At 57.8% G+C, this 19,445-nt stretch carries 19 protein-coding genes and 2 pseudogenes; 10 read left to right on the top strand and 11 right to left on the bottom strand.

The window, feature by feature from the left end:
* Positions 1 to 2: 2 nt before the first annotated feature.
* The 5 genes and pseudogenes from pstA to BZ163_RS33465 all read left to right on the top strand — a co-directional run bounded on the left by pstA (position 3) and on the right by BZ163_RS33465 (position 5,807).
* The gene (gene pstA / locus BZ163_RS33485) at positions 3 to 1,619 is read left to right on the top strand and encodes a phosphate ABC transporter permease PstA (RefSeq protein ID WP_178110528.1); all 1,617 of its coding nucleotides are present in this window, start codon (positions 3 to 5) and stop codon (positions 1,617 to 1,619) included.
* 200 nt (positions 1,620 to 1,819) lie between these two features.
* A complete protein-coding gene (gene pstB, locus BZ163_RS33480; RefSeq protein ID WP_128874518.1) occupies positions 1,820 to 2,653 on the top strand; it encodes a phosphate ABC transporter ATP-binding protein PstB in 834 nt (277 codons plus the stop codon).
* A gap of 119 nt (positions 2,654 to 2,772) precedes the next feature.
* Positions 2,773 to 3,534 (top strand): phosphate signaling complex protein PhoU, encoded by a 762-nt coding sequence (gene phoU / locus BZ163_RS33475; RefSeq protein WP_128874517.1) that lies wholly within the window; start codon positions 2,773 to 2,775, stop codon positions 3,532 to 3,534.
* Positions 3,535 to 3,797: 263 nt separating this feature from the next.
* Positions 3,798 to 4,709, top strand: coding sequence for a response regulator (locus BZ163_RS33470; protein ID WP_128874516.1), 912 nt, complete (start codon positions 3,798 to 3,800; stop codon positions 4,707 to 4,709).
* Positions 4,710 to 4,911: 202 nt separating this feature from the next.
* A pseudogene (locus tag BZ163_RS33465) lies at positions 4,912 to 5,807 on the top strand (peptidoglycan DD-metalloendopeptidase family protein).
* A 142-nt stretch (positions 5,808 to 5,949) separates the two neighbouring features.
* On the opposite strand, the pseudogene BZ163_RS33460 reads toward BZ163_RS33465, so the two are convergent.
* From BZ163_RS33460 to phoB, 3 genes and pseudogenes are all read right to left on the bottom strand, one after another.
* Positions 5,950 to 7,289 (bottom strand): annotated as a pseudogene (locus tag BZ163_RS33460) (hemolysin family protein).
* A 123-nt stretch (positions 7,290 to 7,412) separates the two neighbouring features.
* On the bottom strand, positions 7,413 to 8,735 hold the full coding sequence (phoR, locus tag BZ163_RS33455; protein ID WP_128874515.1) for a phosphate regulon sensor histidine kinase PhoR: 1,323 nt from the start codon (positions 8,733 to 8,735) through the stop codon (positions 7,413 to 7,415).
* 35 nt (positions 8,736 to 8,770) lie between these two features.
* Positions 8,771 to 9,460 (bottom strand): phosphate regulon transcriptional regulator PhoB, encoded by a 690-nt coding sequence (gene phoB, locus BZ163_RS33450; protein ID WP_128874514.1) that lies wholly within the window; start codon positions 9,458 to 9,460, stop codon positions 8,771 to 8,773.
* Positions 9,461 to 9,612: 152 nt separating this feature from the next.
* Between phoB and BZ163_RS33445 the strand changes: the two genes are divergently transcribed.
* Entirely contained in the window at positions 9,613 to 9,999 is a 387-nt protein-coding gene (locus tag BZ163_RS33445; RefSeq protein ID WP_128874513.1) for a hypothetical protein, read from the top strand.
* Positions 10,000 to 10,154: 155 nt separating this feature from the next.
* On the opposite strand, the gene ubiA is transcribed toward BZ163_RS33445, so the two are convergent.
* Both ubiA and BZ163_RS33430 read right to left on the bottom strand, forming a co-directional pair.
* On the bottom strand, positions 10,155 to 11,045 hold the full coding sequence (gene ubiA, locus BZ163_RS33435; protein ID WP_128874511.1) for a 4-hydroxybenzoate octaprenyltransferase: 891 nt from the start codon (positions 11,043 to 11,045) through the stop codon (positions 10,155 to 10,157).
* A complete protein-coding gene (locus BZ163_RS33430; protein WP_128874510.1) occupies positions 11,045 to 11,608 on the bottom strand; it encodes a chorismate lyase in 564 nt (187 codons plus the stop codon). The genes ubiA and BZ163_RS33430 overlap by 1 nt, the downstream gene beginning before the upstream one ends.
* Positions 11,609 to 11,806: 198 nt before the next feature.
* Here BZ163_RS33430 and BZ163_RS33425 point away from each other — a divergent pair, with 198 nt between their 5' ends.
* From BZ163_RS33425 to BZ163_RS33415, 3 genes are all read left to right on the top strand, one after another.
* Positions 11,807 to 11,974 carry a rubredoxin gene (locus BZ163_RS33425; RefSeq protein ID WP_007954349.1) on the top strand — a complete coding sequence of 56 codons (168 nt, stop codon included), beginning with the start codon at positions 11,807 to 11,809 and terminating at the stop codon, positions 11,972 to 11,974.
* A gap of 19 nt (positions 11,975 to 11,993) precedes the next feature.
* Complete coding sequence (locus tag BZ163_RS33420) at positions 11,994 to 13,142, top strand: NAD(P)/FAD-dependent oxidoreductase (RefSeq protein ID WP_128874509.1); 1,149 nt, start codon at positions 11,994 to 11,996, stop codon at positions 13,140 to 13,142.
* A 192-nt stretch (positions 13,143 to 13,334) separates the two neighbouring features.
* Positions 13,335 to 13,610 (top strand): HU family DNA-binding protein, encoded by a 276-nt coding sequence (locus tag BZ163_RS33415; protein ID WP_064680455.1) that lies wholly within the window; start codon positions 13,335 to 13,337, stop codon positions 13,608 to 13,610.
* A gap of 309 nt (positions 13,611 to 13,919) precedes the next feature.
* Here BZ163_RS33415 and BZ163_RS33410 read toward each other — a convergent pair whose 3' ends face one another.
* The 6 genes from BZ163_RS33410 to BZ163_RS33385 form a co-directional block, all read right to left on the bottom strand.
* The gene (locus BZ163_RS33410) at positions 13,920 to 14,537 is read right to left on the bottom strand and encodes a GAD-like domain-containing protein (RefSeq protein WP_128874508.1); all 618 of its coding nucleotides are present in this window, start codon (positions 14,535 to 14,537) and stop codon (positions 13,920 to 13,922) included.
* A 114-nt stretch (positions 14,538 to 14,651) separates the two neighbouring features.
* Entirely contained in the window at positions 14,652 to 15,269 is a 618-nt protein-coding gene (locus BZ163_RS33405; protein ID WP_128874507.1) for a GAD-like domain-containing protein, read from the bottom strand.
* A gap of 88 nt (positions 15,270 to 15,357) precedes the next feature.
* Positions 15,358 to 15,975: a GAD-like domain-containing protein gene (locus BZ163_RS33400; protein WP_128874506.1), complete on the bottom strand. Its 618-nt coding sequence runs from the start codon at positions 15,973 to 15,975 to the stop codon at positions 15,358 to 15,360.
* Between the two features lie 85 nt (positions 15,976 to 16,060).
* Positions 16,061 to 16,678: a GAD-like domain-containing protein gene (locus tag BZ163_RS33395; protein ID WP_128874505.1), complete on the bottom strand. Its 618-nt coding sequence runs from the start codon at positions 16,676 to 16,678 to the stop codon at positions 16,061 to 16,063.
* A 17-nt stretch (positions 16,679 to 16,695) separates the two neighbouring features.
* Entirely contained in the window at positions 16,696 to 18,045 is a 1,350-nt protein-coding gene (locus tag BZ163_RS33390; RefSeq protein ID WP_128874504.1) for a DUF6861 domain-containing protein, read from the bottom strand.
* Between the two features lie 353 nt (positions 18,046 to 18,398).
* Positions 18,399 to 18,695: a DUF6124 family protein gene (locus tag BZ163_RS33385; RefSeq protein WP_256579192.1), complete on the bottom strand. Its 297-nt coding sequence runs from the start codon at positions 18,693 to 18,695 to the stop codon at positions 18,399 to 18,401.
* 364 nt (positions 18,696 to 19,059) lie between these two features.
* Here BZ163_RS33385 and BZ163_RS33380 point away from each other — a divergent pair, with 364 nt between their 5' ends.
* Positions 19,060 to 19,443, top strand: coding sequence for a helicase (locus BZ163_RS33380; RefSeq protein WP_128874503.1), 384 nt, complete (start codon positions 19,060 to 19,062; stop codon positions 19,441 to 19,443).
* Positions 19,444 to 19,445 lie beyond the last annotated feature (2 nt).

Genomic DNA, 19,445 nt, shown 5'->3' with positions numbered 1-19,445 from the left:
GGATGAGCGGTGGCGCGGTGTCCATCGCGGTCATCATGACCATTGGCCTGCTCGCGGTGATTGCCGTGCGCGGCTTGGGTCACTTTTGGCCGGCGGACCTGATCCACGCCAGCTACGACGTGCCGGGCCAGGCCAATCACCTGGTCGTCGGCGAAGTGGTGCAAAAGGAACAAGTGCCCCGCGAGCGCCTGAAAAGCGCTGGCCTGCCGGTGCCCGATCAGGGCCCGGAGTTCATGACCCGCGAGCTGATCAAGGTCGGCAACCGTGACCTGAACGGCAACGACTTCACCTGGATCGTCGGCGAGTGGCTGACGAATCAGAAAACGCCGCCGGAGCTGATGGCCGTCGAGCGTCGTGAGTGGGGCAACTTCTACGGCTACCTGGTCAACGTCAAACAGGACGGCAAGGTCATCGCCGAAGGCGAAGCCGCATGGCCGGAGTTGCAGGCCCGTGTCGCTCGCGTCAATGAGCTCGCGGCACAACTCAAGACCCTGGAGAAGTCCGATATCGGCGCGATCAACGCCGGCCTCGAACGCATCCGCCTGCATGGTCGCAAACTGGAACTGGCCGGTAAACTCGACGCCACCGCGCAAGCGGACTTGGAGTCCGAGCGCGCCGAGCTGAACGCGCGTTATCAGGACATCGAAGCGCGTCTTGCCGACCTGCACGCCCAGTTCAACCGCGACAGCCTGACGGCCCGCGATGCCAACGGCAAAGAAATCGTCATCGATATCGGCAAGGTGGTGCACGCCTACCAGCCGAACGCCATGGGCACCTTCACCAAGATTGGCTTCTACTTCAGCAAGGTCTGGGAATTCCTCAGCGACGACCCGCGTGAAGCGAACACCGAAGGCGGGATCTTCCCGGCAATTTTCGGCACCGTGATGATGACCCTGATCATGGCGATGATCGTGACGCCGTTTGGTGTACTGGCGGCGGTTTACTTGCGTGAATATGCCAAGCAGAACGCCTTGACCCGGATTATCCGCATCGCGGTGAACAACCTGGCGGGTGTTCCGGCCATCGTTTACGGCGTGTTCGGCCTGGGCTTCTTCGTCTATGTGCTGGGCGGCTCGGTCGACCGGTTGTTCTTCCCTGAAGCATTGCCGGCGCCGACCTTCGGTACGCCGGGTCTGCTCTGGGCGTCCCTGACCCTGGCGCTGCTGGCGGTGCCCGTGGTGATCGTGGCCACCGAAGAAGGCCTGGCGCGGATTCCCCGCACCGTGCGTGAAGGCTCGTTGGCCCTCGGCGCGACGAAGGCTGAAACCTTGTGGAAGATCGTGCTGCCGATGGCCAGCCCGGCGATGATGACCGGGATGATCCTCGCCGTGGCGCGCGCCGCCGGTGAAGTGGCGCCGCTGATGCTGGTGGGCGTGGTGAAACTGGCACCGTCGCTGCCGCTGGACGGCAACTACCCGTACTTGCACCTGGACCAGAAGATCATGCACCTGGGCTTCCATATTTATGACGTCGGCTTCCAGAGCCCGAACGTCGAAGCCGCACGGCCGCTGGTGTACGCCACAGCGCTGTTGCTGGTGCTGGTGATCGCGACATTGAACCTGTCGGCCGTCTACATCCGTAACCACCTGCGCGAAAAATACAAAGCGCTGGATAGCTAATCACCGCGGACCCTGTAGGAGCTGGCAAGCCAGCGAAGGCGGCGGATCAGTCAACATCATCGTTGAATCTGAAATCGCCTTCGCTGGTAAGCCAGCTCCTACAGGGGACCGGCGTCAGACATAGATTTTGAGTAAGCCGCTGGCCCGAATACTAAGCCAACGGTTAAACGAACCGAATTTGTCAGCACAGGGAGCCTCCCATGCAGCACGAAGCACATACCCACGGCATCAACATGTCCGCCCTGGGCCGCGACAAGCAGAGCCTGAGCCTCGAGCAGGAAACCGTAGCCATCGAAGTGCCGGGCCTGAGCCTGTTCTACGGCGATAAACAAGCGCTGTACGACGTCAGCATGAACATTCCGAAACAGCGCGTGACGGCCTTCATCGGCCCGTCCGGCTGCGGCAAGTCCACGCTGCTGCGCACCTTCAACCGCATGAACGACCTGGTCGACGGTTGCCGTGTAGAAGGCGCCATCAACCTGTACGGCAACAACATCTACCGCAAGGGCGAAGACGTGGCCGAGCTGCGTCGTCGCGTCGGCATGGTGTTCCAGAAGCCGAATCCGTTTCCGAAGACCATCTACGAAAACGTGGTTTACGGTTTGCGCATTCAGGGCATCAACAAGAAACGCGTGCTCGACGAAGCCGTTGAGTGGGCGTTGAAAGGCGCCGCCTTGTGGGAAGAAGTCAAAGACCGCCTGCACGAATCGGCACTCGGCCTGTCCGGTGGTCAGCAGCAACGTCTGGTGATCGCGCGCACCATCGCCGTGGAACCGGAAGTGCTGCTGCTCGACGAACCGTGCTCGGCACTCGACCCGATCTCCACGTTGAAAGTCGAAGAACTGATCTACGAATTGAAATCGAAGTTCACCATTGTCATCGTGACCCACAACATGCAGCAGGCCGCGCGGGTTTCCGACTACACCGCATTCATGTACATGGGCAAACTGGTGGAGTTCGGCGACACCGACACCCTGTTCACCAATCCGGCGAAGAAGCAGACCGAAGACTACATTACCGGTCGTTATGGCTAGCAGGGCAGCCGCAAGCATCAAGCTGCAAGCGGCTGGAAACAAGCGTGCGATACCAGGACTCATACATAACTGCTTGAAGCTTGCAGCTTGAAGCTTGCAACTTTCGCGGAGCGAAACCGATGATTAGTAAAGAAGGCCTTACCCATCACATCTCTGCGCAGTTCAACGCTGAGCTCGAGGAAGTGCGCAGTCACCTCCTGGCCATGGGCGGGCTGGTGGAAAAGCAGGTCAATGACGCGGTCACCGCGCTGATCGAGGCCGACTCCGGCCTGGCCCAGCAGGTTCGCGAGATCGATGACCAGATCAATCAGATGGAACGCAACATCGACGAAGAATGCCTGCGCATCCTGGCCCGACGTCAACCGGCGGCGTCCGACCTGCGCTTGATCATCAGCATCTCCAAGTCGGTGATCGACCTGGAGCGCATCGGTGACGAAGCGACCAAGATCGCCCGTCGCGCCATTCAATTGTGCGAAGAAGGCGAAGCGCCACGCGGCTACGTCGAAGTGCGCCACATCGGCGACCAGGTGCGCAACATGGTTCGCGACGCACTGGACGCCTTTGCCCGTTTCGACGCCGACCTCGCGTTGTCGGTGGCGCAGTACGACAAAATCATCGACCGCGAATACAAGACGGCATTGCGCGAGCTGGCCACCTACATGATGGAAGACCCGCGTTCTATTTCGCGAGTCTTGAGCATTATCTGGGTCCTGCGTTCGCTGGAGCGGATTGGCGACCACGCGCGCAACATTTCCGAACTGGTGATTTACCTGGTGCGCGGCACGGACGTGCGTCACCTGGGCCTTAAACGCATGAAAGAAGAAGTTGAAGGTACCAGTAGCGAAACCGCTAATGTTCCGGGCAACGCTGACGATAAGTAAGATGCCCCGAGAAAAGCGCCCGGCCCTTTGGCCGGGCGTTTTTGTTTGTGGGTTACCTGTTTGAAAGCAGCGCCCGCGAACGAAAAGTCCCGGCGTGACTGCAATGCAGTTCTGTAGGAGCTGGCTTGCCAGCGAAGGGGTCGTCAGCTGCCACATTGGTATCGTCTGATACACCGCCTTCGCCAGCAAGCCGGCTTCTACAGTTTTGGCAATGTGCCGTCAGCGAAAGGCAATGCCTGCCAGGATTTTTAAAGGGGTGGTGGATGAGTAAGGTCAGTGTATTGGTCGTGGACGACGCGTCGTTCATTCGTGACCTGGTGAAGAAGTGCCTGCGCAACTACTTCCCGGGCATCCGCATCGAAGAAGCGGTCAACGGCAGGAAAGCTCAGTCCTTGCTGGCACGGGGGATGTTCGACCTCGTGCTGTGCGACTGGGAAATGCCGGAAATGTCCGGCCTGGAACTGCTGACCTGGTGCCGCGAGCAGGACCACCTCAAGACCCTGCCATTCGTGATGGTGACCAGTCGCGGCGACAAAGAGAATGTCGTCCAGGCGATCCAGGCCGGCGTTTCCGGTTACGTCAGCAAACCCTTCACCAACGAGCAGTTGGTGACCAAGGTCAAGCAGGCACTGAACAAGGTTGGCAAGCTCGATGCCTTGATCAACAGCGTGCCGAGCAAAATCAATTCGGCCTTCGGTAATGATTCCCTGAATGCATTGACGGGCGGTACGTCCGCTGTGGTCGCGCCACCTGCCGTCGCCGCCGCGCCGACTGCAGCGTCTCGCGGTTTGCTCAACAGCCCACCGGTCAAGGCGCCAGCGTCCTCGGGACTCAGCGGTGGTCGCGGCCAGGGCCAACTGCGTTTACCCAATGGCATTGCGCAGTGTGTGATCAAGGCCTTGAGCCTCAGGGAGGCACTGCTGGTGGTCAAGCGTACTGACTCCCTGCCACAAGTCCTCGACTGCGCCGTGCTCGATCTGGAACAGGGCGACAACGCCGAAACCGCTCGCCTGAACGGCTACCTGCACGCCATCGTCGCCCATGAGCCCAAGCCCGACAGCCAATGGTTGCAGCTGACGTTTCGTTTTGTCGATCAGGATGCGCAGAAGCTGGACTACATCTCCCGGTTGATTGCGCGTGGCACGGCGCAGAAGCATTTCATTCCCGGCGCGTAATCGTCGTTGCCTGTCAGACCGCCTTCGTCGGAACGCCGCCCACCCCTTCAAGTCTAAACATACAAGCGAGCTTGCTCGCGAAGGGGCCGGCACATACACCACACATCCGTCGGCCTGCCCATTTTGAAACATCTGCCCACTAGCCCGGTCCATTGCAGCTGCTAGGCTCATCTCCCAGGCCTTACTCGACAGAATCTTGCCCATGCTCGCGCGCCTGCTGTTTTTCTGTGGTCTTTTCCTGGCCTCCACCTCGGCTGTGGCCATTACGATCTACAAGTCCAAAGACGCCCATGGCGTGGTCTCCTACAGCGACCGCCCCACGCAGGCGCCCAGGTGTTCGTTTTTCGCGATCGCATGGTCGAGCGCCTCGAGCGTCAGGTGTACCTCGATATCAAGAAGCAGAAGGGCATGGACAGCGTTTACGTGCGCAATGACCTGTATGCCCCGGTCGAGATCGAATTAAGTTTTGCCGGGTTGAAGAACGTCAGCGGCGCACCGAGCCGGCCGATCCGCCGGGTCATGCCGGCGCGCAGCAACATTCGTCTGGCGCTGCTCACCGCCACCCAAGCCGGAAAGCCTCTGGTGTATGCCCCAAGGTTCCAGTATTCCCTGGGCGACCCCTCAGGAACCGCCATGGCCTATCGTTATCCGTTGCCCTGGCGTGGCGGGCCGTTTCGCTTGAGTCAGGGGGCCAATGGTCAATACAGCCACTTCGGTGCCAAGAGCCGTTACGCCATGGACATCGCCATGCCTGAAGGTACGCCGATCATCGCGGCCCGGGGCGGGGTGGTGGTGAAAACCGAGAACAGTCAGACCGGGCGCGGCACCGATCCATCGGGGAATTTCGTGCGGGTGCTGCACGATGACGGGACCATGGGCGTGTATTTGCACCTCAAGCAAGGGTCGGTAAGCGTTGGCGAGGGGCAGCGGGTTTCGGTGGGGAGTGCGCTGGCGCTGTCGGGCAACACCGGCAACAGCAGCGGGCCGCATTTGCACTTTGTCGTTCAGCGCAATACCGGGTTGGGGCTGGTGTCGATTCCGTACCAGTTCAATCAGCCGGTGGGGGCGTTGCCCAACTTTGCGTTGGGCAGACAATGATGTATTGCCTGTTCTGACGCCTTCGCGAGCAAGCCCGCTCCCACATTGGTTTTGTGTCGATCACATGAAATTGGCTCGACGCAGATCAAGTGTGGGAGCGGGCTTGCTCGCGAAGGGATCGACGCCGATCCGGATCAGCACATCAATCGAGCATCAACACCTTCGCCAGCACAATCTTCGGCCCTTTCATCTTCTTGATGATGATCCGCAACCCTTCGACTTCCAGCACTTCTTCCTCTTCCGGAACCCGTTTCAGGGTTTCGTAGATCAACCCGGCAAGGGTTTCGGCTTCGATGTGGTCCAGGTCAATGCCCAGCAGGCGCTCGACCTTGAACAGCGGCGTATCGCCCCGCACCAGCAGCTTGCCCGGCTGGTACGCGAGGATCCCGCGCTCCGCCTTGCGATGTTCGTCCTGAATGTCGCCCACCAGCACTTCCAGCACGTCTTCCATGGTCAGGTAGCCGATGATGTTGCCATCCGCTTCTTCGACCAAGGCGAAGTGCGAGCCACCCTTGCGGAACTGCTCCAGCAACTGCGACAACGGCAGGTGGCGCGACACGCGCTCCAGTGGGCGCGTGAGTTCGGCGAGGTTGAACGACTCGGGAATGTGGTCCAGGGCCGCCAGTTCCAGCAACAGATCCTTGATGTGCAGCAGGCCGACGAATTCCTGGCGATCGCTGTCGTACACCGGGTAACGGCTGAATTTGTGGCGACGGAACATCGCCAGGATTTCCTTGAGCGGCGCGTTGAACTCCAGGGTCACCAGGTCTTCCCGGGAGTTGGCCCAGTCGACCACTTCCAGCTCGCCCATTTCCACCGCCGACGCCAACACGCGCATGCCCTGGTCGCTCGGGTCCTGACCGCGGCTGGAGTGCAGGATCAGCTTGAGTTCTTCGCGGCTGTAATGGTGCTCATGATGCGGGCCGGGTTCACCCTGGCCGGCGATACGCAGGATCGTGTTGGCGCTGGCGTTCAGCAGGTAAATCGCCGGGTACATGGCCCAGTAGAACAGGTACAGCGGCACCGCGGTCCACAGCGACAGCAGCTCGGGTTTACGGATGGCCCAGGATTTCGGCGCCAATTCGCCGACCACGATGTGCAGGTACGAAATGATGAAAAACGCGGTGAAGAACGAGACGCCCTTGACCACTTCGGCGGACTCTACGCCCACGGCGCTCAATACCGGCTCGAGAATGTGAGCGAACGCGGGTTCACCGACCCAGCCAAGGCCCAGGGAGGCGAGGGTGATACCCAGTTGGCACGCCGACAGGTAAGCATCGAGCTGACTGTGTACGGTGCGCAGAATGTGTCCGCGCCAGCCGTTCTTTTCAGCGATGGCCTCGACCGGGTCGAGCGCAATTTGACCATGGCGAATTCCGCCGCAACGAAAAAGCCGTTGAGCAAAACCAGGATCAGAGCAAAAAGAATCATGCCGAAATCGGCGAAAAGTGTTGCGAGGGTCAAGCCAGGGGATGGGTCCATGATGGAGTTTTGCGGTTTCCGTGTATTCAAAAAAGGAGGAAATGCGGTGCCTGAAGGGCAGGCACAAGTCAGCCAATGTAGCGGCTGACCATGTGATTGACTAGTGGCGTGTGCTGGCCGGTATCAGTCGGCGGGGCTGATGACCCGGGTTTTGCTGACCTGGGCTGGCGCAAAATGACAGGTAAAGGTGCTTCCGTGGCCGGGCACGCTGCTGATTTCCATCCGCGCGCGGTGTCGCAGCAGCACGTGTTTGACGATGGCCAGCCCGAGTCCGGTGCCGCCGGTGTTGGAGTTGCGGCTGGAATCGACTCGGTAGAAACGTTCGGTCAGGCGCGGCAGGTGTTTGCTGTCGATGCCGATCCCGGAATCCTGCACGCTCAGGTGCGCGCCTTGCTCATCGCCCCACCAGCGAATGCGGATATTGCCTTCGGCCGGGGTGTATTTCACCGCGTTGAACACCAGATTGGAAAATGCGCTGCGCAATTCGGCTTCGCTGCCCCTGAGCAGGATGGTCGGGTCGGCTTCCAGGGTGATGCGCTGGTTTTTCTGGCCCGACAGCTGTTGAGCATCGCTCTTGATCGATTGCAGCAAGCCGTCAATGGCCACCGGCTGGTTGTCCGACGGATAATCGGTGGCTTCCAGCTTGGCCAGCAATAGCAAGTCGTTGAGCAAGGTCTGCATGCGCCCGCCTTGCTGCTGCATTTGCTGCAAGGCGCGGGACCAGCGCGGGTTCACGTCTTCGACATTGTCGAGCAGGGTTTCCAGGTAACCGCAGATCACCGTCAGTGGCGTGCGCAGCTCGTGGGAGACGTTGGCGATGAAGTCTTTGCGCATTTGCTCCAGCTGATGAATGCGCGTGACGTCGCGCACCAGCATCAGGTGTTCGTTGTTGCCGTAGCGGGTGATGTACAGCTGAATGCGCAGGCGATCGTTGATCGGTGAAGGGATTTCCAGCGGCTCGGCGTAGCTGTCCTGCTCGAAGTACTCCTTGAAGCGCGGATGGCGTACCAGGTTGGTCACCGGCTGGCCACTGTCTTGTGGCGTCTTGAGGCCGAGCAGGGTTTCGGCGGCGCGGTTCCACCATTCGAGGTTGCCGTCGCTGTCGAGCATGATCACCGCGTCTTTCAATGCGGCGGTGGACTCCTGGACCCGGTCGATCACCGCTTGCAGGCGCCCGCGAACCCGTTGGTCGCGGCGTTGCAGGTGGTAGATGCTGTCGAACACTTCACCCCACAGGCCATAGCCGTCGGGCGGCGCTTCGTCGGGTTTATGCAGGCGCAGCCATTCGTGCAGGCGCAGCAGTTGCTTGAGGGTCCAGGCCAGGTACAGGCCCAGGCCCGCGGCGAGGCTCCAGCCGTAGTAGCCGGAAATCAGGCCGATCACCAGGCAGGCGGTGACCAGCAGCAGCATGTGGCGGATCAGGGTGCCATGCCAGTTTTGGTTCACTAAAAGCGCGTCCTTGTCAGCTTGTCGGGCGAAGATCAGGCTTTGGTAGAAAACCGGTAGCCGGTGCCGCGCACGGTTTGTACCAGATTTTCGTAGGCATCGCCGAGGGCTTTGCGCAGGCGGCGGATATGCACATCGACGGTGCGCTCTTCGACATAGACGTTGCCGCCCCAGACCTGGTCCAGCAACTGACCACGGGTGTAGGCGCGTTCCTGGTGAGTCATGAAAAACTGCAGCAGGCGGTATTCGGTCGGGCCCATCTCGGCGGGTTTGCCGTCGATGGTCACGCGATGGCTGATCGGGTCCAGCAGCAGGCCGCCTATTTCGATTGGCGCTTCACCGTCGGTAGGCCCGGCTCGGCGCAACACGGCCTTGAGGCGCGCCACCAGCTCGCGCGGGGAAAAGGGTTTGGTGATGTAGTCGTCGGCGCCGACTTCCAGGCCCTGGATCTTGTTGTCTTCTTCGCCCTTGGCGGTGAGCATGATGATCGGGATGTCCCCGGTCAGCTCATCGCGCTTGAGGCGGCGGGCCAGTTCGATACCGGACGTGCCCGGCAGCATCCAGTCCAGCAGAATCAGATCCGGCTTGCGGTCGACGATGATGGCGTGGGCTTGCTGCGAGTTTTCCGCCTCCATGCAATCGTAGCCGGCCATTTCCAACGCAACGGCGATCATTTCGCGAATGGGCGCTTCGTCGTCGACGATCAGAATGCTCCTGCCAACCATGCGTTAATCCTCTTGTCATTTAACTGTCTTGCGCCGCATTAGATAACGGAATTATTGCAGTCGTGTGACAGTATTTTAGTCGCCCGGCGATTGTCATGATCCTGAACTAAGCTTTAAGTCCGAATCCTGACAACCACAAAAGGAAGGTTTCCATGAAGCACATCGCTCAATCCTGGAAGGCATTGCTGGTCACTGCTGCGCTAACGCTGCCGACAATGGCTTTCGCCGCCGACCCGGGCATGGTTAAAGACGGCATGATGACCGACCACAAGGGCATGACGTTGTACACCTTCGACAACGACACGGGCGGCAAGTCGGCTTGCACCGGCAAGTGCGCAGAAAACTGGCCACCGCTGAAAGCCACCACGGCCGACAAGGCTGAAGGCAAGTGGACCATCATCAAGCGTGACGATGGCACGATGCAGTGGGCGTTCGACGGCAAGCCGCTGTACTACTTCGTTCAAGACAAGAAGCCAGGCGACATGACAGGCGACAAGAAAATGGACAAGTGGCACGTCCTCCAAGGGCCGAAGATGTAAGCGCCCTGCACCTGTAGGAGCAAGCTTGCTCGCGATGGACGTTAACGATGACGCGGGCTGCCTGGAAAAACGCGTCGCCTTCAAATTTATCGTCGGAACGCCGCCCGGAACAAGCTCGCTCCTACATGATGCGACCTGTGCAAGCATCTGTTGCCTCAACGCAACGCGTAATCCAGCACAATCCCCACGAAAATCGCCAACCCCGCCCAGTGGTTGTGCAAGAACGCCTTGAAGCAACGCATCCGGTCCTTGCCGCGGGTGTACCAGAACTCCCAGGCAAAACAGCCCGCCGCCGCCAGCAATCCTAGATGAAACCAGCCGCCCAACTCGAACGTCGAGCCGGCGAGCAGCAGGCAACCCAGCGCCAACCCTTGCAGGGTCAGGATGATCACCCGGTCCGCCTCACCGAACAGAATGGCCGTGGATTTCACGCCGATTCTCAAATCGTCATCGCGATCGGTCATGGCGTAATACGTGTCGTAGCCCACTGTCCACAGCAGGTTGGCGATCCACAGCAACCACGCCGCGGCGGGCAGTTCGCCGGTTTCGGCGGTGAACGCCATCGGCATCCCCCAGGAGAACGCCGCGCCCAGCACTACCTGCGGGTAATAGGTGTAGCGCTTCATGAACGGATAACTGAACGCCAGCGCCAGGCCGCCGAACGATAGCCAGACGGTCGCCGCGTTGGTACACAGCACCAGCAGGAAACTCAGGCCCATCAGCAGCGCAAAAAATATCAACGCTTCCCTGGAGCTGATCTTGCCGCTCACCAACGGTCGCTGTTCGGTGCGTTTCACATGGCCGTCGACCTTGCGATCGGCCCAATCGTTGATCACGCAACCGCCCGCGCGCGTCAGCACCACGCCGAGGACGAAAATCACGATATTGGCCAGGGACGGTGAACCTTTCCCTGCAATCCACAACGCCCACAGCGTCGGCCACAACAGCAGGTAAATGCCGATCGGCTTGTCCATGCGCGTCAGCTGAATGAAGTCCCATGCCCGAGGGTTCACGCGATTCAGGGACTTGAGCAGGCTCTGGTACATCAGCAATTCTCCGGATGGGCGCGGGTAGCGCGCCACAAGGTCGGCAGGAAAATTTCGGCCACCAGCACGCTCAGGGCGCCACGGTCGAAGCGCGAACGGCGGCCCCACAACCCGGGCGCTCGGGCCTCTGCCGGCAGCCATTCCTGAGGATAGTGACAAACCTCGATGGCCCGGCGCTGGAATGCCTGGTCGCAAAATAGCAATTCACCCAGGGAACGGCTGCCCAATTCGTCCATGTGCAAACCGTCGCCCTGCAACGCACTGCGCGACGCCACGCTGCGGGCAAAGACCCAGGCTTCGCCATGCCCGCGCAGATACACCTCGCGCACCCAACCCTCGCTGCCTTCGGCCAGGTCCAGCGCGGCACATTCGTCGGCCCGCAGTGGCTGCCAGCCTTCGAACAGCGGCGTGACACTGAAACCGTCATTCGACAGCCGGGTCAGTCGCCGGGTCAGCGAACCTTCATCGAACAGCCAGTCGAGGGTAGACGTGTCGGGGAGGGGCGTCAGCCGGCTTTGGGAGAGCCAGAGAAGCGTCGCGCAGGGGGAGTTTGAGTGTTGCACAGTGAGTCATTATTGGCAGCAAATGAGGCCGCGAGCTTACCATGTCAGTCGGCGATTTTGATTGATCCGCCCTTTCGTTACGCCGAAGGCTTGCATCTGCCGGGCCCGATCAGTACAAAACGCCCCTGAGCCGGACGGCAGCGCTCCAACCATCGACCGTTCGCGCCGGCAAAAGCCTGAATCTGAGGATGTACCTGAATGAAAAAGTGGCAATGTGTAGTCTGCGGCCTGATCTATAACGAAGCCGACGGCTGGCCGGATGACGGGATTGCGCCGGGCACCCTGTGGCAGGACGTGCCGGAAGACTGGCTGTGCCCGGATTGCGGCGTGGGCAAGATGGATTTCGAAATGATCGAAATCAACTAAGACTTCAGAGGAGTAAGGCATGAACGCACCTGTCGTGATCGTTGGCACCGGGCTGGCTGGCTACAACCTGGCCCGGGAGTTTCGCAAACTCGATGGCGAAACCCCGCTGCTATTGATTACCGCAGATGACGGACGCTCCTACTCCAAGCCGATGCTCTCCACCGGCTTTGGCAAGAACAAGGACGCCGATGGCCTGAGCATGGCCGAGCCGGGCACCATGGCCGAACAGTTGAAGGCCGAAGTGCGTACCCACACCCGTATCAGCGGCATCGACCCGGGCCACAAGCGCCTGTGGATCGGCGAAGAATCGGTGATCTACCGCGACCTGGTGCTGGCCTGGGGTGCGGAAACCGTGCGCGTGCCCATCGACGGCGATGCGACGGATTGCGTGTTCCCGATCAACGACCTGGAAGACTACGCCCGCTTTCGCGCGGCAGCGGCCGGCAAGCGTCGGGTGTTGTTGCTCGGCGCCGGCCTGATCGGTTGTGAGTTCGCTAACGACCTGATGCTCGGCGGTTACCAGGTGCAACTGGTTGCACCCTGCGAGCAGGTGATGCCGACCCTGCTGCACCCGGCGGCTGCCGCGGCGGTCCAGGCCGGACTGGAAAGCCTGGGCGCACGCTTCCACCTCGGGCCGGTGCTCAACCGCCTGCAGCGAGTCGCTGACGGGCTGGAAGCGCATCTGTCCGATGGCCAGGTGATTCCTTGCGATGTGGTGGTGTCGGCCATCGGCCTGCGCCCGCGCATCGACCTGGCCGCTGCTGCCGGTGTGCAGGTCAATCGCGGGGTGGTGGTGGACCGTCACCTGAAAACCTCCCACGCCAATATCTACGCGCTGGGGGATTGCGCCGAGGTCGATGGGCTGAATCTGCTGTACGTCATGCCCCTGATGAGCTGTGCGAGAGCACTGGCGCAAACCCTCGCCGGAAACCCCACCGCCGTGAGTTACGGACCGATGCCGATCACCGTGAAAACCCCGGTCTGCCCATTGGTGGTGTCGCCACCACCACGGGGCACGGAAGGTGTCTGGACGGTCGAAGGGCAGGGCGCCGACATCAAGGTTTTATGCCGTGACGCCAGTGGAAATTTGCTCGGTTATGCCCTGACAGGCGCGGCGGTGATGGAAAAACTGGCACTGAACAAAGCGCTTCCGCCACTGCTGGCGTAAATACCGGTCGTTCTGTCGGAATCACCCCGCTTTTGCCCCTACAAAGGTCGCGCCGAGACTGGCGCGGCCCTGCCGTGCGTGCCATCCTCACTCCTGTCTGCCGCAGAGTAGAGCATCTGCGGCACCTTGGGCGCTGTTCCAACGAGAACGGCACGGACATAACAACAAAAAACCGTCAAAGGGGCTTCACTAATGCGTAAACCAGATCTCGCCGCCGCCATCGCGGAAAAAGCAGACCTCACCAAAGAACAGGCCAATCGCGTTCTCAACGCCGTTCTCGAAGAAATCACCGCCGCTCTGCACCGCAAGGACAGCGTCACGCTGGTGGGCTTCGGAACCTTCCTGCAACGCCATCGCGGAGCACGTACGGGCAAGAACCCGCAAACCGGTGAGCCAGTGAAAATCAAGGCCAGTAATACCGTTGCGTTCAAGCCGGGCAAGTTTTTGAAAGATAGCGTTAATCCGTAATACGTCCCCCCACCCGCATTGCGGGGGAGTGGAAAAAAAAATGGGCACGCCAACCAGGTTGGGTGCCCATTTTTTATGCGGCACGACGCTGTTCTTTGTAGGAGCTGGCTTGCCAGCGAAGGCGGTGTGTCAGGCGACATCAATATTGAGCGACGCGCCGCCATCGCCATTTTGGGCTCATCCGGATGATCCAGCACTCGCTCCACCAATGCACTCTGTCGGCATGCGACTGAGCGGTGTGAGCCTTCCACATCGTCGGAGATGGCGCTGACGGCCAGTAGATTTTCTGAGTTGTCCCCTGATTCTGTTTTAAAGGTCTGAAACACTGTAGGGCTGAAGCTCGGCGATCTGAGACAGAAATGTCAGATGCTCCACCGCCTTTACTTTCTCTAGATGATCGAGAGTGTCCGGACCGCCGAACATCAGCGCTGGAACAAAGCCGTACATCTCGTCGTGACGCAGGGTGCCGAGCTTTTTCTTTGCCGGTTTAAACATTTCGCCATAATCGTTAGTGTCTACTTCCCGGGACAATATGAAACCTTGCAGTTCTCTATCCATTTCTTCACTTTTAAGTTCGAAATTATGGAGAACACATCGAGAGAGAACACTGGTTATTTTAAGCGAAAAACCCGTTTTTTCACCCCAGAGGTACAAGTCCCCGAAAGCACTACGGGCAATAAGGTGGTAGGTATCACGTTCTTCAAAAGTCGTCCCTTCGATCCAAGATGACACCACCCCTTCGTATTCCTGAGGATTGACTAACCAGAATATGCCGTCGCCGTATCCGCACCAGCCGTGCTCGGCCCAGTAATCCAGTAAAAGATTGGGTAGCTTGCCTCTGTAACGTTCGATACTTGACGTCGGTGCTTTCTGCCGATCAACAGGCGCACCAAATTTTTCTAAAAACCTAGCGAATACTTTGTCCATGCAATGCCCCTTGCTCAAAACACTTTGTCTCCATAAGCCATGCCATGGAGGGCTTTATTTTTGACGCGGAGCGAGATGGGATGCATTCCAAACGGGGCGTAGAAATGATCACTTCTACAAATCCGTGAAACTGTAGGGCTGAAGCTCGGTGATCTGAGACAGCAGTGTCAGATGCTCCACTGCCTTTACTTTCTCCAGATGATCCAGAGTGTCCGGACCTCCGAACATCAGCGCTGGCACAAAGCCGTACATCTCGTCGTGACGCAAAGTGCCCAGCTTTTTCTTCGCTGGTTTGAACAGGTCGCCATAATCGTTAGCATCCACATCGATCGACAACAGGAAGGACTGAAGGCCCTTATCCATTTGGTCTCCTGTATATATAGAAGTGTGTGTTGCATAACGAGAAAGGTGGCTTGTTATGTCAAGAGAGGCTCCCGTTTTCTCACCCCAGAGGAACAAATCGCCAAAGGCGCTACGGGCAATCAGGTGGTAGGTGTCAAAACCCTCAAATTTCGTCCCCTCAAGCCAGGATGCCACCACCCCCTCGTATTCTTGAGGATTCACTATCCAAAAAATGCCATCACCGTAACCGCACCAGCCGTGTTCCCCCCAGTATTCCAACAGCTGACTAGGCAGCTTGCCTCTATAGCGCTCGATGCTTGACGCTGGTACTTCCTGCCGATCAACAGGTCCGCCAAACGTCTCCAGAAAAATTGAAAACACCTCATCCATTGCTTTCTCCCTTAACATTTATGAAATCACAATGAGATAGGTGTTACTGATCGGTGATTTCTTGGAAATCTGCGCTTTGATGCCTGCTTTAAAGATCTGAAAAGCTGTACGGCTGAAGCTCGGTGATCTGAGACAGCAGCGTCAGATGCTCCACCGCCTTTACTTTCTCCAGATGAGCGAGAGTGTCCGGGCCGCCGAACATCAGCGCTGGAACAAAGCCGTACATCTCGTCGTGACGAAGAGTTCCGAGCTTTTTCTTTGCCGGTTTGAACAGGTCGCCATAATCGTTGGAATCCACATTCCTGGAAAGTACAAAATTTTGTAATTCGCTGTCCATCTCCTCATTCGTAATGTCGAAACTTTTAATAACTACCCGGGAAAGAACACTTGTTATTTTAAGCGAAAATCCCGTTTTTTCGCCCCAGAGATACAAGTCGCCAAAGGCGCCACGGGCAATTAGGTGGTAGGTATCAAATGCTTTGAATTCCGTCCCCTCAAGCCAGGACGTCACCACCCCCTCGTATTCTTGAGGGTTCACTATCCAAAAAATGCCATCACCGTAACCGCACCAGCCGTGTTCGGCCCAGTATTCCAATAGCTGATTAGGCAGCTTGCCTCTATAGCGCTCGATGCTTGACGCTGGTACTTCCTGCCGATCAACAGGTCCGCCAAACGTCTCCAGAAAAATTGAAAACACCTCATCCATTGCTTTTTCCTTAACATTTATGAAATCTGACAATGAGATAGGTGTTAATGATCGGTGATTCCTTGGAAATCTGCGCTTTGATGCTTTAAAGATCTGAAAAGCTATACGGCTGAAGCTCGGCGATCTGAGACAGTAATGTCAGATGCTCTACCGACTTTACTTTCTCAAGATGAGCGAGAGTGTCCGGACCGCCGAACAGCAGCGCTGGAACAAAACCGTACATCTCGTCGTGACGAAGAGTGCCGAGCTTTTTCTTTGCCGGTTTGAACAGGTCGTCATAATTGTTGTAACTAACTTCCGTGGAAAGCAAGAAATTTTGCAGTTCTTTATTCAATTGCTCTCCTGCAAATATCGAGGTGTGGGTAGTATATCGTGAAAGACAACTCGTAATAGTAAGTGAAGCACCCGTTTTTTCGCCCCAAAGGTGCAGGTGGCCAAAGGCACTGCGAGCAATTAGATGATAGTTATCAGCCGCTTCAAATTTTGTCCCTTCAATCCAGGACGCCACCACCCCATCATATTCCTGAGGATTCACGATCCAGAAAATTCCCTCACCATAACCGCACCATCCGTGTTCGGCCCAGTATTCCAGCAACAGATTGGGCAGTTTACCTCTGTAACGGTCGATACTTGAAATCGGTACTTCCTGCCGATCAACCGGTCCACCGAATTTCTCTATAAACCTTGCAAATATTTTATCCACGCCATGCCTCCTTATTACTAACACTTATGTAGTTTTACATTGAGGAAGGTTGATTCACGCATTGATGGGGGAACGCTTTCAGCCGCAGCCTTCAAGTTTGCGATTTTCGGCCTCCACTGAGGACCGATACTGGAATTGACTTGTCGATCACCGAAGTCACCAATTATATCCTTGCCGCCAGCGCTCAGATCGGGATTATGCAGTCCTGCAAGATTTGACATAGTATCCTTGGATTTTTTGATGGCTGCCGCTTCAGCGTCGAATGCATCCATGGTCTGCGAAAACTCACCTTGAAAACGCTTTTGCAGTTGAGCTGCCAAAGCTTCTCGGGCTTGACTGGCGGCAGATCTGCTGCGCTTCACCGGATTTGCAATATTCTCCAAATACTCATCAACCGTCAGCCGATTCAACCCGTCCTCTTGCCCCTTCAACTGCCGCTCGAACTCTCCGATTTTAGACGCTGGCAGCTTGTCCGCTTTGAAACATTCGACTTTATGAAGCGGCATCGCGTTCGGTTTGTCACGTGGGGCGTCTTTTTCTTTTCCAGATGGACGATGTGCGGGTGGCCCAGGCTCCTGCTTGCCGAGTGCACCTTTGCGCGGTGCCGAGGTTTGCAGGTCGGGTCGTTTTTTCAGTGCGTCTTCATGCTTGAGCATCCATTCGGCTAGCCGCGCACCTTTGGGGCTTGCTCGCATTTCCTGGGCAAGGACGTGGGCATTGCCTCGTCCACGGGTGATATAAGCAACGATGGCGCCCAGCAGCAGGGCGACGACCTCCACATGCCCCAGCGCGATGTCATGTGCGGCGCTTCTTTGGGCGAACGGATCGTCCCGGCTGAACGGGTTTAATCCTTCCTCTCCCCGAGGGCCTTTCCATGCGGTGTTGATGCCAGTCAGGTAATACTCGCCAATGCGCGGCAAGCCTTCGACGAAAAACTCGGCGATGGACGACAGGCCGAGTATGCCCAATATCCAGGTGCTGGCTTGCAACCCCATCGCGGCACCGGCGGCTCCCATGGGAATGGCGCCAGCCCCTCCGAGAAACGCGCCTGTACCCGCACCAATGGCTCCTCCGATCAACACACTGCCGGCAACGATCATTGCCATTTGGCTGACGACTTCGATCAACTCGTTGAGGATGCTGGAGATGTCGAGGTCAGAGAAACGTTGCCTCAATAGACGGCCGGCTTCCCACTCGGCTTGGATGAACGCAGACCTGACACTGTTGATACGACGGATGTTGAGGGACAGGGAGGGGGCACGCTCGTTGAACTGCGTGCGATAGGTGGCTCCTCCTTGGTAGCCCATCTGATGAGTTATACGGTTTTCAATCTCGCGCCACGTGGGCACGATGTGCGATAAAAACATTCGAGAGTCTTCCTGACAATTCGCCCGTTAGTGCGTTGATAATCCCGGTGTCCATTACCGAATTACGCTAACAAGTTATTGAAAGGGGGGATGTAGGAAGGGTCTTTTGCCGTTGTCGGAAACTTCCCTTATTTCGGGATGTTGCATTGGTGACTGGTAATGGCGTGTTTCAAGTTGCAACGTGATGGGGTGTCGTTATGCAGTGGAACGTTTTTTGTTTCTGAAGTGATTAGCAACATTGCGTAGAAGCAAGCTTGTTCGCGAAGGTGGACTGGTGTCCGGCAGCGATGTCGACTGACACGGCCTCTTCGCTGGCAAGCCAGCTCCTACAGGTGGATGTCCTCGATATCTCTCTACGCCTTGACCGCAGGCGCCGCCGGATTCGGTGAGTCGATGTGATCCAGTGCTCGTTCCACCAGTAGATACACGCCGTCGGCCATTCTGCTGATTGCCAGGGCAACGGAACGGCTTCGGCCTTCTACGTCGTCGGCCAGGTCGGCGGCGATGGCGCTGATGGACAGCAGGTCTTCGGAGGCGTTGGCCAGGAGGGCTTCGGTGTGGATGTCGGGGGAAACAGTGAAGAGGTGGCCATTTAGGGTTTTGGGCCTGGATGAATTGAGTTTGTCAGGATGGAAGCTTGGGTTTTTCATAATGATGAACCTCATGGATTAACAAGTGTTCTCCCGAGTTACGGACTTGCACATCCGTGTCACCGATTTTGCGATGACGGCCAGAGATTAGCGGCAAAAGGCGAAGCGCGGATAGTTCATGGCGGGCGCCGCGTATTGCAGGAAACTTCCGAAAAGATTGAGAGGGTCAAGATCAAAAGATCGCAGCCTTGCGGCAGCTGCTACAGAGAGGTCGGATTGGCGCTTAAATGGTGCGTTTCGTTAATGACTTGGTAGTCATCGGCGTCAAAAAACACGTTATCTTCTGCTATCGCAATCGATGGTGGCGTTCTGACTTGAAGTCGCTAAACTGCGCCGGCCGTTTATTTTTTTTGAGGCTGTGCGTATGAAATTTCGTTTTCTTCTGTGGGTTTTGGGTCTGTTGATGGGTAAGGCCAGCCGGACTAATCCTGCGTTCCAGCAGCAGTTGGGTGACAAGGATCTGGTGTTCCAGCTGCAGACTCTTGATGGGAAGGTGGCGCGGCATTTCCGGGTGAAGGATCAGCGCATTACCAGCAAGTCCGGTGTGTATGCCGAGCCGGCGTTTGCGATTGCCTTTAAAGACGCCGCCTATGGCTTTGCCACGATGCAGGCGAAGAACAAGCAGTTGGCGTTCATGACGGGGATTCAGGACAAGTCGATTCAGATCAAGGGCAACCCGGCGCTGGTGATCTGGTTTCAGGGGTTGACCAAGTATTTGAAGCCGCGCAAGGCCAAAGCCAAGGTTTGAGA

It is taken from the genome of Pseudomonas sp. VI4.1 (assembly GCF_002029345.1).
Taxonomy (GTDB): Bacteria; Pseudomonadota; Gammaproteobacteria; order Pseudomonadales; family Pseudomonadaceae; genus Aquipseudomonas.
This window is presented reverse-complemented; position numbering and strand designations above follow the sequence as displayed.

Bases quoted from the DNA above. Each gene is read 5' to 3' on its own strand.
- pstA (WP_178110528.1), top strand. From the start codon at position 3: ATGAGCGGTGGCGCGGTGTCCATCGCGGTCATCATGACCATTGGCCTG.
- BZ163_RS33425 (WP_007954349.1), top strand. From the start codon at position 11,807: ATGAAAAAGTGGCAATGTGTAGTCTGCGGCCTGATCTATAACGAAGCC.
- ubiA (WP_128874511.1), bottom strand. From the start codon at position 11,045: ATGTACCAGAGCCTGCTCAAGTCCCTGAATCGCGTGAACCCTCGGGCA.
- pstB (WP_128874518.1), top strand. From the start codon at position 1,820: ATGCAGCACGAAGCACATACCCACGGCATCAACATGTCCGCCCTGGGC.
- BZ163_RS33385 (WP_256579192.1), bottom strand. From the start codon at position 18,695: ATGAAAAACCCAAGCTTCCATCCTGACAAACTCAATTCATCCAGGCCC.
- BZ163_RS33380 (WP_128874503.1), top strand. From the start codon at position 19,060: ATGAAATTTCGTTTTCTTCTGTGGGTTTTGGGTCTGTTGATGGGTAAG.
- BZ163_RS33470 (WP_128874516.1), top strand. From the start codon at position 3,798: ATGAGTAAGGTCAGTGTATTGGTCGTGGACGACGCGTCGTTCATTCGT.
- BZ163_RS33410 (WP_128874508.1), bottom strand. From the start codon at position 14,537: ATGGACAAAGTATTCGCTAGGTTTTTAGAAAAATTTGGTGCGCCTGTT.
- phoB (WP_128874514.1), bottom strand. From the start codon at position 9,460: ATGGTTGGCAGGAGCATTCTGATCGTCGACGACGAAGCGCCCATTCGC.
- BZ163_RS33415 (WP_064680455.1), top strand. From the start codon at position 13,335: ATGCGTAAACCAGATCTCGCCGCCGCCATCGCGGAAAAAGCAGACCTC.
- phoU (WP_128874517.1), top strand. From the start codon at position 2,773: ATGATTAGTAAAGAAGGCCTTACCCATCACATCTCTGCGCAGTTCAAC.
- BZ163_RS33405 (WP_128874507.1), bottom strand. From the start codon at position 15,269: ATGGATGAGGTGTTTTCAATTTTTCTGGAGACGTTTGGCGGACCTGTT.
- BZ163_RS33445 (WP_128874513.1), top strand. From the start codon at position 9,613: ATGAAGCACATCGCTCAATCCTGGAAGGCATTGCTGGTCACTGCTGCG.
- BZ163_RS33390 (WP_128874504.1), bottom strand. From the start codon at position 18,045: ATGTTTTTATCGCACATCGTGCCCACGTGGCGCGAGATTGAAAACCGT.
- BZ163_RS33420 (WP_128874509.1), top strand. From the start codon at position 11,994: ATGAACGCACCTGTCGTGATCGTTGGCACCGGGCTGGCTGGCTACAAC.
- BZ163_RS33400 (WP_128874506.1), bottom strand. From the start codon at position 15,975: ATGGATGAGGTGTTTTCAATTTTTCTGGAGACGTTTGGCGGACCTGTT.